Source organism: Citrobacter sp. RHBSTW-01044, from assembly GCF_013781945.1.
GTDB classification, from domain to species: Bacteria; Pseudomonadota; Gammaproteobacteria; order Enterobacterales; family Enterobacteriaceae; genus Citrobacter; species Citrobacter braakii.
Genome location: NZ_CP056180.1, coordinates 3,362,776 through 3,375,002 on the forward strand (window position 1 = coordinate 3,362,776; position 12,227 = coordinate 3,375,002).

The following is a 12,227-nucleotide window of genomic DNA, read 5'->3' on the forward strand; positions in this document are numbered from 1 at the left end:
GGAGGAAAATATGTCGGATACTGTTATTATTTCGCTGGCACCCGTTGCCGCGGATTGCCCCAGAGTTATACCCGCAGAACTGGCGCAGGAAATACTCGCCAGCGTAGAGCATGGCGCGTCCATCGTGCATTTACACGTTCGCGATAAACAGGGTCGCCTGACGCCGGATACCACCGATTTTCAGGCGACCATTGATAGCGTCATGCGCCATTCAGACCTGATTATTCAGGCATCTACCGGCGGCGTCTCTTCAATGTCCATCGCCGAACGCTGCGCGCCACTCTCCTGCCCCGGCGTAGAGATGGCTTCGCTGAACGTCGGTTCCGTCAACCTCGGAGATGCGGTGTACTTTAATCCCGGTCCGGACGTGGAATATTGCTCCCGGAAAATTGTCGAGCACAATATTATTCCCGAGTTTGAAGTTTTTGAAATTGGCATGATTAATAACATCCTGAACCTTGAAGATAAACTAAAATTCCAAAAACCCATGCTCTTTAATATCGTCCTCGGCCATCGCGGCAGTACGCCAGCAACCATTGATGCTTTAATTGCTCTGCGTAGCATGATCCCGCGCGATGCCTTATGGGGTATTACTCATTTTGGCAGAAAGAACTTCGATATTATTGCCGCCGCCGTCGGCATGGGGGCCAGTGAAGTACGCATCGGCTTTGAGGATAGCTATTATTTAAGCGCTGAAGAAAAAGCACAGCATAATTACCAGCAGGTTGCCAAACTCGCCACGCTCATTCGCAGCATGGATAAAAAAGTCGCCACGCCAGAAATTGCGCGGCACATGTTATCTATTCCATCCCGGCAGCAATAACAACAGCAAGGACATTTCAACATGACTATGACCACTGTTATTCACAAAACCGGACTCGGCGTCAGCGTTGCGGGCGCGGCGCTGGCGATTATCGGTGCGCTAATCCAGTCCGCGGCGCTCTGGCAGCCCGGGCTGGTGATGTTCACCGCCGGATTCGCCGCCGGTGCAGGCTACTGGCCGGGTCTACGCAGCTATCAGTTTACGCTATGGATCATCGCCGGGTTTGTCGCCGCCATGACCTGGTCTACGGATCTGATCGTCTGGGGCGGTTTCAATATCACCCATAAATGGATCGTGTTCCTCGTCATTCAGGCCACCATGTTTAGCATGGGCACTAAGCTAACGATCCAGGATTTTATTGACGTCGCCAAAATGCCGTGGGCGGTGTTTATTGGCACCTTCTGCCACTTCGTTATCATGCCTCTGCTCGGCCTGAGCATTACGCTTATCTTTAACTTTCCGCCTGAGGTAGCGGTCGGGATTCTGCTGATTGGCGCCTGCCCAAGCGGACTCTCCTCTACCGTCATGGTCTATATCGCGAACGCCAATCTGGCGCTGGCGGTCTCGATCGCCGCAGTCTCAACGCTGGCGGCAACGGTGATGACGCCACTGTGGGTTAATCTGCTGGCGGGGTCGATGATCGATATCCAGCTCACCGCAATGGTAATGGATGTGGTGAAAATCGTATTGATCCCCATCGGCGCGGCAATTCTGCATGACTATCTGAAAACCTATGCGGACGTGCGCGGACGCCGTGTCGTCCAGATGCTGGCCGGGATCGGCGCTCTTTGGCTGCTGTATATGATTGCTGGCGGCTGGGACGCGCTGTTTGGTCACGCCAGCGCCGACGCGCAAATGTACGCGGTGGTGCTCAACTTCGTGGCAGGCGGTCTCGTCTGGGCATTGTTCTACAACTGGCTGTATGGCCGCGTGGCGGGCGTGAAGAAAATCATGCCGACCATCTCAATGATGGGGATCATTTTCTTTACGACCACCGCAGCCGCAGCCGGGCGCGAGAACCTGGTGCAGGTCGGCTTCCTGCTCTGCTTCGCCATGTTGATGCATAACCTCGGCGGCTTCCTGATTGGCTATCTGATGAGCCGCTGGATCTTCCGCATGGACGTACAGTCTGCCCGCACCGTAGCCTTTGAAGTCGGCCTGCAAAACGGCGGCATGGCGTCCGGGCTTGCCGCAGCAATGGGCAAACTGGCAACGGTTGGCCTGGCCTCGGCGGTGATGACTCCGCTTGGTAACGTCAGCGGCTCGCTGCTCGCGAACTACTGGCGCAAGAAAGACGCCAAACAGGCGCAGGCCGCCGCAGCCAAAGATCCCGTTCAACCCGCTTGCGAAAATCTGTCAAAAGGATAATCACGATGACAACTCTCACTCTGGGGCATGCCCTGCGCGCCGTGGCCTCTGCGCTCGACCTTGCCGAAACATGTTACGCAAAACGCCCGTTAAGCGTGGCCGTATGCGATGCCAATGGCGAACTACTCAGCTTTGCGCGGATGGATAACGCCAAACTGTTAACCATCGAGTTAACCCAGCGCAAAGCACGCACCAGTAGCCGCCTGGGCTGTACCACGCAGGCATTTTTACAGCGACTGCAGAAAGAGCAACTGGATATTGGTTATTTTGCCGACCCGCTGTTTACGGCACTGCCGGGCGGGATCCCGATTCTGCACCAAGGAAAATGCCTTGGGGCCGTCGCGGTAGGCGGTTTATCCGCGCAGGAAGATCATGATGCGGCGCTGGCCGTCGCGGAAACGTTACTTAAGGAGATTGCCCAATGAAAAAGGTCGCCATGCTGCATACCAGTGCCGCCACGCTTACGATGATGCAACAGCTGATTGCCGACATCATGCCGGATGTTGAAGTCATGCACCTGGTGGAAGAATCCATGATCAAGCAGGTAATGAAGGCCCAGGGCGTGACGCCCAATATTGCCGCCCGCATCGCCGATTATGTACATATTGCCGAAAAGGCGGACTGCGATATCTTTATTACCGCCTGCTCCTCAATTGGTACTGCGGTGGAACAATGCCAGTTTATGACCCCACTGCAGCTCGCGCGCATTGACTGCGCAATGGTGGAAGAGGCGATTGAAAAAGGTGAGCGGATCGCCGTACTGGCGACCGTGGCAACCACGCTGAAGCCAACGCTGGATTACGTACAGCGCAAAGTGCAGCAGAGCGGTAAATCGCGCACCATCACGCCTATATTAATGGAGGAGGCATTCCACGCGCTGCTGGCGGGAGACATGGATACTCATGACCGTATCGTCAGTGAAGGGTTACAGAGCGCCTTTACCCAGGCAGATGTTGTGATGCTGGCGCAAGCATCGATGGCGCGCGTTTTACAGCAGCTCCCTTCCCCGCCGGTGACGGTAATGACCTCGCCGGAAAGCGGAATTCGCTGGTTGAAAACACTGGCATCATCCTGATAGCGGCCGGTCAGCGCCAGCATAAGATTGCTGGCGCTGACTTATCACTTCTTTCAGGCCAGTTTCAGACTAAACGTCCGCGACTGCCCTGGCCGAAACTCGCCGTTAATCCCCTTCGTATCACTCTGCTCGCCAGCGGGTATTTCATCCATACCGGTTTCGCGGCAATGCATTACGCTTTGGCTAAACGACACGGCGGCATCGCAGCTGACGCTGTCAGAGGGATTAAATAAACGCAGGATGATTTCATCTCTGTCCTCTGCTTTTTTTAGCGCGCTAAGCTGACAGCCAACCGGTGACATACTCAACAGGCTGTAGCTATCGGGAACAGTAAACGCTGCTTTGTTGAGCTTCATCGCATCCCACGGGATTTTGTTATAACACTGGACGGGCGTCAGCCAGGCACGCGCCTGCTGAGCCAGGCCAACGTTAAGCGGCGTCCCGCTATAACTAAACAGGCAAAAGCGCCCGTGCAGCACACCCCGCATCTGGGAATCCGGTACCGCCATTTTTATGCCTGACGGCCTGCCGGGACGCAATAAGAGATCCTCTTTGCCGAGTAAGCCGACGCCACGGAGCAGCGTCAGAGCAAACGTTTTTCTCTCCTCACCCACTACCTCAAATTCGCGCAATCCTTCGCTAAACACCGCGAGTCCATGACGCCCCTCCTGCAGCGCGGCGTAGTTGAGCAGATTCCAGACCGGCACCGGCGCTTCTTTCCATCCCTCAGCCTGCCAGTTGGCCATCGCTTCATCGTGAACAGGCCGTAGCAGCGAGCCAAACTGGGTATCAGCCAACACGTCATTAGTGTGAAATGGCGTGGGGATAAGCACCCGAACTCGGTGATCGTCAGCCTGATTGTCAATGCGAATATCAGCCTCAATCCGCCGGCTGTTATGGCTCAGCGTAACACCTATTTCGATGCTAACTTCACCATTGCGCTGACGTGACGCGCGCGCCTCCAGATCCGCCGGAACCGCCATCCGATAGCGAATGATTGCCCGGTCTTGCCATCCCTCGCGGATAATTTCATGCTCAAACGCAACGCCCGCAGACGTGAGGCGCCAATCCTCGCGCGAGGGGGAGTAATCGTACTCATCCCCGTCGTCGGCGCTTTCTTCAATCTCCAGTACGCGTTGATAAACAATCCCTGAATCCTTATCGCGTAGCTGTAGCGTTCCATCGTCATTGAGATCGATCAGCCAGAACGCGTTCTCCAACAGTGCCTGGGTCGCCGGAGCGGGTATCGCCTGACGGCCAGCAACATGCGGTTCGATATACAGCGTGCAGTACCCCATCGAAGGTAGAATCTGGTTGAGCTGAATATCAAACTCCATAAACGGCTCGTAGTTGCCGTAATGGACGATTTGCCGGTCGATAAGGCCAGGATCAAGCTCGCGCACGCCACGAATAAAATAAGGGATTTCATTTCCACTGCCATCAAGCAGGCGGAACTGGCTGGCGCGAAGACGTACGGTCGTATTGATCACCGCCTCACGCGGCCAGGGCATCAGGTTGAACATCACCAGCTTGTCTTCTTCACTGTGCGCCATGTTGTCAGTGATTTTACGCAGGTAAAAACGAATCAAATTGTCGGCCATATCTTCGGCCAGCACGAAGCGTGAAACGATTTCACGATGCACTTTATCGCTACAGCAACAGCCGATGCTGTCGTGGGCATGATTCTTTAAAATCTCTTTCCACATTTTCTCCAGCAGACCGTGGTGATATTCAAAACCTAAACTCCAGGCCAGCGTGGCGAGCGGTTCCAGCAGGTTAACGATTTTATTCTCAATACGCGCATGGATAATTTTGATATCCATTCGTGTGGAGCCAATCGTACGATGCACGCGCATATATTTACCGTCTATAAACTCGCCGTGCAGGGTAGCCAACGTCTCCCGATGCGCTTCGATATGAGCAAAAACCTCCTCGAAGCGGCTCATGACAAATTTTCGCTGCGGGTAGATTTCACGCAGTTTATCCATCACCGCAAAGATGTTTTGCTGTAATGGCATCTGGTCATGCCCGTTGGGTAATAGGATTTCTTTAGTCACCGAGGCGTTCTCCAGCACCTCGAAGTAGCCGTCAAGTCGCTTACGCAGCCCGGCCTCATCCTCGGGTAAGTACTTACCAATCGCATAGCCCAGCGGCAACACCTGTGTCGTGACCTGGCTACCGTCAGCGCTTTGCCATAAAAATTCGGTTTTATCGGTGCCATGACGTTCAGAGCACCCACGCCAGAACAGAGCCCGGTTGATACCAAAACCATTATAAATATGCGGCATCTGCCCGGACATCCCAAATGAATCAGGTAGATAACCTATCTTCATCGGTTCGCCAAAGGCCATACAATCGCGGATGCCGTACATCAGATTGCGGACAATTGACTCACCGGAAACGAGGGTCGTATCCGTTTGCGTGTACCAGGGGCCGATAATAAGCTTCCCGGCCTGCACCAGCGCTTTAACCCGCTGCCGGTTTTCAGGTTTCACCGCAAAATAGTCTTCCAGCACCGCCGTTTGACCATCCAGCACGTAATATTTGTACTCTGCATCCTGCTCAAGGCGAGTCAGGATCTCTTCCATATTGTTAACCAGCAAAATACGCGACTCTTCGGTGGTGAAGTACCACTCACGGTCCCAGTGCATATGCGGCGTAATGTGAACGCGAGATACTGCTTTCATCGTCATTTCCTGTTGAGTAAGTGCTTACGGCATCACGCTATCGGTGACGTATTTCCCCTGTTTAACCGCTTGACGCCGCCAGAGCAGTAAAATCGCCGTGGAGATAATCGTCCCAATCAGTGCGGCGCCAAACCAGCCCGCGGCGGCCATCACCGCGCTTAGGTCTGCGGGGATAAGTAAAAAGAGCGAGAAAATCCCGGCACCTGGGGTCGAAAGCCCAATCCCCATGGCCCCAACGATGGCTCCGGTCGCCATCGACCCCATCACTAAAGAGCCAATCACCCGAATCGGGTCCTCAATCGCCAGCGGAATCGCGCCTTCGGTAATCCCGGCAAGGCCGAGCAGCCAGGTGGATTTACCGGTCTCAATCTCAAACTGTTTGAACAGGCGTGGCGCCAGCATGGTTGAAGCGGTGACGGTGAAAGCAGAAACCATTTTTACCGAAGCGAAAATGGCGTAGGGGCCGAATACGCCGTTGGCCATCGCGCCCAGACAAAAGGCATACGCCGCTTTATTGACCGGACCGCCAAGATCAAACGAACACATAAAGCCCAGGATCATACCGAGCAATAGCGCGTTGGTGCCTGATAACCCATTTAGCCAGGCAGTCAGCGAGGTATTGATCCAGGCGACAGGCTCGCCAATCACAAACAACATCAGGCTACCCGCGCCCAACGTGCCAATCACCGGATAGAGGTAGAACGTTAAAAAGCCATTGAATTTGCTGCTTAATCGCAGATGCTGTTTCACCCAACGCATGAGATAATCGGCAATCAGGCCACCGGCAACACCGCCAAGAAAACCCGAGCCGATTAAGTTCGCCGCCAGACCCGCCGCAAAGCCTGGAGCCAGCGCTGGTTTATCCGCCAGCGAATAAGCGGTATAGGCCGACAGTACCGGAACCATCAGCGTGCCCAGCATCCCGCCGCCGAGTTGGCGATACATCCACAGCCAGGATTTCTCTAAGCTGTACACATCCTGTAGGCCGAAAATCTGTGCAATCAATACCGCCACCGCCAGTACCGTCCCTCCGGCGACGATTAACGGCACGGCAAACGAAATTCCGCTCAGCAGTGCTTGTTTCAGGTCAGTTTTCAGCCCCTTTTTCACCTCTGTCTGTGGCTGAGAAACACGCTGGCTTTGCAGAGGCTCCAGCGCTAACGCCTGTTCAATCAGCGCTTTTGCGTGGCGCAACGGTTCGGCAACCGGAACGGAGATCGCCGGGATACCGTTGAAACGTTCACTTTCTTTAATAGCGACCTCTGCGGCGAAAATGCAGGCGCGCGCATCATTCAGTTGTTGAGCCGTTAAGCGGTCTTCAATGCCATTGGCACCCTGTTTTTCAACCACCACGTTAACGCCCATTTGCCGACCGGCTTTCTCCAGATACTCAGCCGCCATATAGGTATGCGCAATCCCCGCCGGACATGCGGTAACGCAAACAATCGTTGGCGCATCCGCCGTCGCCACTGCGGCCTGCGGCGGTGTTTCGACCACTAATGCCGCCAGCACCGCTTCGGCGCTGGTCGCCGCCATGACGCGAGCACGCAGATCCTCATCCGCAAGGCAGGTGGTCAGTTCGGTCAGGATTTGGATATGAGTCGAACCGGCTTCATCTGGCGGAATCGCCAGCAAAAAAATAAGTTCAACAGACTCCGGGCCATCAATACCTTCCCAGTCCATCGGTTCACTCAGCGTCGCCACCGCGAAAGCCGCCTCTTTCACGGCCGACGATTTACCGTGCGGTACCGCCAACCCTTCGCCAAGCGCCGTAGGCCCCAGCGATTCGCGGTGAAAAACTTCCGCCAGATAAGCGTCGGCATCGGTGATTTTGCCTAATTCGGTCAGCCGCTGCGTAAGTTGGCGAATGGCATCGTCACGATCGGTAAATCTCGCCTGCACACAGACTGCGCGAGGGTGGGACAGTATTGTCAAATTCATCATAGTCCTCAGAGGATTGTCATTATTTTGTGCCGCGATTGTCGCAGACAAAACAATACCTTTACGTGATCAATTTCACTAACGAGACAATATTTGTATTTAATTTGTATTATTTACTATTGATAAAATGTACGCATAATTTGTCTTGAATATCTGACTTTATTGCCGACAAAAGCGAAAAGAGATGAGCCAAAAACCGATGTACCGCCAGATAGCCGACGTTCTGCGCGAACAAGTTGCAAAAGGTGAATTAAAACCAGGTGATGCACTTCCCACAGAATCTACGCTACAGAGCCGTTTCGAGGTCAGCCGCGTGACCATCAGGCAAGCACTCAAGCTGCTGACGGAACAGAATATTATCGAGAGCATTCAGGGCAGCGGTTGGTATGTGAAAGAGGAGCGCGTCAATTACGACATTTATCAGCTCACCAGTTTTTATGAGAAGCTGGCCGACCGTCAGGTTGAAACGCACAGCGAAGTGAAGGTCTTTGAGGTCATTCCAGCAGGAGAGATGCTGGCCGAGTGGCTACAGCTGGCGGCTGAAGATAAAGTCTGGCATGTAAAACGAGTTCGTTTTATTAAGCAGAAAGCCGTTACCCTCGAAGAGACATGGATGCCGCTCGCCCTCTTTCCCGATCTCACCTGGGAAGTGATGGAAAATTCTAAATATCACTATATAGAACAGATCAAAAAGATGGTTATCGATCGCAGCGAGCAGGAACTGATCCCGGTTATTCCGGATGAGGATACTGTAGAAATGCTGGGCATGCCGCAGGGGAAACCGGTGCTGGAGAAAATCTCTCGCGGGTTTCTGCTCGATGGACGCGTTTTTGAATACAGCCGCAACACCTTCAAAAGCGACGATTATAAATTTACGCTGGTGGCAAAACGACGCCATTAAAAAAGGCCATCATCAGATGGCCAACCATGTCGAAACGGGACCAGCCCTTGACTATGCAGAGAGTCAGGGCTGTTTTTTTTCTTACTTAATCACTGTTTTCAGCGCTTCGCCGATATCGGCCAGGCTACGAACGGTTTTCACGCCAGCGGCTTCCAGCGCAGCGAATTTCTCATCCGCCGTACCTTTACCACCTGCGATGATCGCACCAGCATGACCCATACGTTTACCTTTCGGCGCAGTCACACCCGCGATGTAACCCACAACCGGCTTGGTCACATGATCTTTAATGTACGCCGCCGCTTCTTCTTCCGCGCTACCGCCGATCTCACCGATCATGACGATCGCTTCGGTCTGCGGATCTTCCTGGAACAGCTTCAGGATATCGATGAAGTTAGAGCCTGGGATCGGGTCGCCGCCGATACCCACACAGGTAGACTGACCAAAACCATAGTCGGTGGTCTGCTTAACCGCTTCATAGGTCAGCGTACCGGAACGAGAAACGATACCGACTTTACCAGGCTTGTGAATATGGCCCGGCATGATGCCGATTTTACATTCGCCAGGGGTGATAACACCTGGGCAGTTCGGGCCAATCATGCGTACGCCAGCTTCATCCAGCTTCACTTTCACGGTCAGCATATCCAGCGTTGGGATACCTTCGGTGATGGTGATGATAAGCTTGATGCCTGCATCAATAGCTTCCAGGATGGAGTCTTTGCAGAACGGAGCCGGAACGTAGATAACGGTGGCGGTTGCGCCGGTCGCTTCTACCGCTTCACGTACGGTGTTGAACACCGGCAGACCCAGATGCGTGGTGCCACCTTTGCCCGGCGTAACACCGCCGACCATTTGCGTACCGTAAGCAATCGCTTGTTCAGAGTGGAATGTCCCCTGGCTACCGGTGAAGCCCTGGCAGATAACCTTGGTATCTTTATTAATTAAAACTGACATTATTTCCCCTCCACTGCGGCAACAACCTGCTGAGCTGCATCCGTCAGACTTTTCGCTGCAATAATATTCAGGCCGCTATCAGCCAATTTTTTCGCGCCGAGTTCAGCGTTGTTACCTTCAAGACGTACCACGACCGGAACGTTAACGCCCACTTCTGCTACCGCGCCGATGATACCGTCCGCGATCAGGTCGCAGCGTACGATACCGCCGAAGATGTTAACCAGTACGGCTTTAACATTGTCGTCAGAGAGGATAATTTTGAACGCTTCGGTTACACGTTCTTTGGTCGCACCGCCGCCAACGTCGAGGAAGTTAGCCGGTTCGCCGCCGTGCAGTTTAACGATGTCCATGGTGCCCATTGCCAGGCCCGCGCCGTTAACCATACAACCGATGTTGCCGTCCAGAGCGACGTAGTTCAGTTCCCACTGTGCAGCCTGTGCTTCACGCGGATCTTCCTGAGACTGGTCGCGCATTTCACGCAGGTCAGCCTGGCGGAACAGCGCGTTGCCGTCAGCGCCCAGTTTGCCGTCGAGGCAGATCAGATCACCCTGCTTGGTCACCACCAGCGGGTTGATTTCGATCAGCGCCAGATCGCGCTCAAGGAAGATAGTCGCCAGACCCATGAAGATCTTGGTGAACTGCTGAACCTGTTTACCTTCCAGACCCAGTTTGAACGCCAGTTCACGACCCTGATAAGGCATCGGACCGGCCAGCGGATCGAGCGCTACTTTGTGGATCAGGTGCGGCGTTTCTTCCGCCACTTTTTCAATTTCCACGCCGCCTTCGGTAGAGGCCATGAAGACCACGCGACGGGAACTACGGTCAACAACTGCGCCGAGGTAAAGTTCTTTACCAATGTCGGTCGCTGCTTCAACCAGAATCTGATTTACCGGTTGACCATGGGCGTCTGTCTGGTAAGTGACCAGACGTTTACCCAGCCAGTGTTCAGCAAAAGCGCGAATGTCTTCTTTGCTGTTCACAACCTTCACACCGCCCGCTTTACCACGGCCACCAGCGTGAACCTGACATTTCACTACCCACGGGCCTGCGCCGATTTTAGATGCAGCTTCTTCAGCTTCACGCGGAGTAGTACAGGCATATCCCACCGGTGCCGGTAAGCCATAGCGGGCAAAAAGTTGTTTTGCCTGATATTCATGTAAGTTCATGTGTTCTGTCCATCCTTCAGGTAATCGTTATCTTTTACCCGTAGGCCTGATAAGCCTCCAGACCTACGGGGCAGGTGATACTCTTATTTACTACACGTCCAGCAGCAGACGCGTCGGATCTTCCAGCAACTCTTTAATGGTTACCAGGAAGCCTACTGACTCACGACCATCGATCAAACGGTGGTCATAAGACAGCGCCAGATACATCATCGGCAGGATTTCAACCTTGCCGTCTACGGCCATCGGACGATCTTTGATGGCATGCATACCCAGGATGGCGCTCTGCGGTGGGTTGATGATCGGGGTAGACATCAGGGAACCGAACACGCCACCGTTAGTGATGGTGAAGTTACCGCCCGTCAGATCGTCGACCGTCAGCTTGCCGTCGCGACCTTTAACTGCCAGCTCTTTAATATTTTTCTCGATGTCAGCCATACCCAGCAGATCCACATCACGCAGGACCGGCGTGACCAGGCCACGCGGCGTGGAGACCGCCATGCTGACATCAAAGTAGTTGTGGTACACCACGTCATCGCCGTCGATGGACGCGTTCACTTCCGGATAGCGTTTCAGCGCTTCAACAACCGCTTTCACGTAGAAAGACATAAAGCCCAGACGGATACCGTGACGTTTCTCGAACGCGTCACCGTACTGCTTACGCAGATCCATGATTGGCTTCATGTTGACTTCGTTGAACGTGGTCAGCATGGCGGTGGAGTTTTTCGCTTCCAGCAGACGCTCAGCTACGCGTTTGCGTAGGCGGGTCATCGGAACACGTTTTTCGCCACGAGCGCCCAACTGAGCCTGTGGCGCAGGCGCGGCGGCCGGCGCTTTGGCTTCTGCTTTCGCAGCCGGTGCTTTGGCCAGATGCTTTTCAACATCTTCACGCGTGATACGACCACCGACGCCGGTGCCATTGATGGCGCTGGCTTCGAGGTTATGCTCACCCAGCAGGCGACGGATCGCCGGGCTCAGGGCATCGTTGTTCTGTTCAGCAAGAGACGCCTGCTGGCGTTGTGCCGGAGTAGAATCTTTCTCTTCAGACTTGGCGCTGGTCTCTTTGCCAGAGCTGTTGCCTTCACGCAGGCGACCGAGGATCTGGCGAGAAGTGACGGTTGTCCCTTCATCTTCCAGAACCGCATCAAGAATACCGTCCGCTGATGCCGGTACTTCCAGTACCACTTTGTCAGTTTCGATTTCTACCAGTACTTCATCACGACGTACTGCATCGCCCGGTTTTTTGTGCCAGGTTGCAACCGTTGCATCCGCTACGGATTCAGGCAGGTCGGGAACAAGAATATCTACGCTACTCATT

Annotated in this window: 10 protein-coding genes; 5 read left to right on the forward strand and 5 right to left on the reverse strand. The window is 54.1% G+C overall.

Annotated features, from left to right (window positions below; all coding sequences use genetic code 11):
* The first annotated feature begins 10 nt into the window (after window positions 1-10).
* From HV352_RS16435 to HV352_RS16450, 4 genes are read left to right on the forward strand one after another with little or no spacing between them, the layout of a single operon-like run.
* Window positions 11-823, forward strand: coding sequence for a 3-keto-5-aminohexanoate cleavage protein (locus HV352_RS16435; protein WP_181634897.1), 813 nt, complete (start codon window positions 11-13; stop codon window positions 821-823).
* Between the two features lie 21 nt (window positions 824-844).
* A complete protein-coding gene (locus tag HV352_RS16440) occupies window positions 845-2,191 on the forward strand; it encodes a bile acid:sodium symporter family protein (RefSeq protein WP_181634898.1) in 1,347 nt (448 codons plus the stop codon).
* A gap of 5 nt (window positions 2,192-2,196) precedes the next feature.
* The gene (locus HV352_RS16445; protein WP_016152289.1) at window positions 2,197-2,616 is read left to right on the forward strand and encodes a heme-binding protein; all 420 of its coding nucleotides are present in this window, start codon (window positions 2,197-2,199) and stop codon (window positions 2,614-2,616) included.
* On the forward strand, window positions 2,613-3,266 hold the full coding sequence (locus tag HV352_RS16450; protein ID WP_181634899.1) for an aspartate/glutamate racemase family protein: 654 nt from the start codon (window positions 2,613-2,615) through the stop codon (window positions 3,264-3,266). The genes HV352_RS16445 and HV352_RS16450 overlap by 4 nt, the downstream gene beginning before the upstream one ends.
* Window positions 3,267-3,319: 53 nt before the next feature.
* Here HV352_RS16450 and mngB read toward each other — a convergent pair whose 3' ends face one another.
* The gene (gene mngB / locus HV352_RS16455; protein ID WP_181634900.1) at window positions 3,320-5,953 is read right to left on the reverse strand and encodes a mannosylglycerate hydrolase; all 2,634 of its coding nucleotides are present in this window, start codon (window positions 5,951-5,953) and stop codon (window positions 3,320-3,322) included.
* Window positions 5,954-5,977: 24 nt separating this feature from the next.
* Window positions 5,978-7,894, reverse strand: a complete 1,917-nt coding sequence (mngA, locus tag HV352_RS16460) for a PTS 2-O-a-mannosyl-D-glycerate transporter subunit IIABC (RefSeq protein ID WP_181635483.1) — start codon at window positions 7,892-7,894, stop codon at window positions 5,978-5,980.
* 184 nt (window positions 7,895-8,078) lie between these two features.
* Here mngA and HV352_RS16465 point away from each other — a divergent pair, with 184 nt between their 5' ends.
* The gene (locus HV352_RS16465) at window positions 8,079-8,795 is read left to right on the forward strand and encodes a GntR family transcriptional regulator (RefSeq protein ID WP_181634901.1); all 717 of its coding nucleotides are present in this window, start codon (window positions 8,079-8,081) and stop codon (window positions 8,793-8,795) included.
* An 81-nt stretch (window positions 8,796-8,876) separates the two neighbouring features.
* Here the strand turns inward: HV352_RS16465 and sucD are convergent, their stop codons facing one another.
* The 3 genes from sucD to odhB form a co-directional block, all read right to left on the reverse strand.
* On the reverse strand, window positions 8,877-9,746 hold the full coding sequence (gene sucD / locus HV352_RS16470) for a succinate--CoA ligase subunit alpha (RefSeq protein WP_003022929.1): 870 nt from the start codon (window positions 9,744-9,746) through the stop codon (window positions 8,877-8,879).
* Complete coding sequence (gene sucC, locus HV352_RS16475; RefSeq protein ID WP_003022927.1) at window positions 9,746-10,912, reverse strand: ADP-forming succinate--CoA ligase subunit beta; 1,167 nt, start codon at window positions 10,910-10,912, stop codon at window positions 9,746-9,748. Before sucC ends, sucD begins: the two co-directional genes overlap by 1 nt.
* 90 nt (window positions 10,913-11,002) lie before the next feature.
* The gene (odhB, locus tag HV352_RS16480; protein ID WP_016156001.1) at window positions 11,003-12,226 is read right to left on the reverse strand and encodes a 2-oxoglutarate dehydrogenase complex dihydrolipoyllysine-residue succinyltransferase; all 1,224 of its coding nucleotides are present in this window, start codon (window positions 12,224-12,226) and stop codon (window positions 11,003-11,005) included.
* Window position 12,227 lies beyond the last annotated feature (1 nt).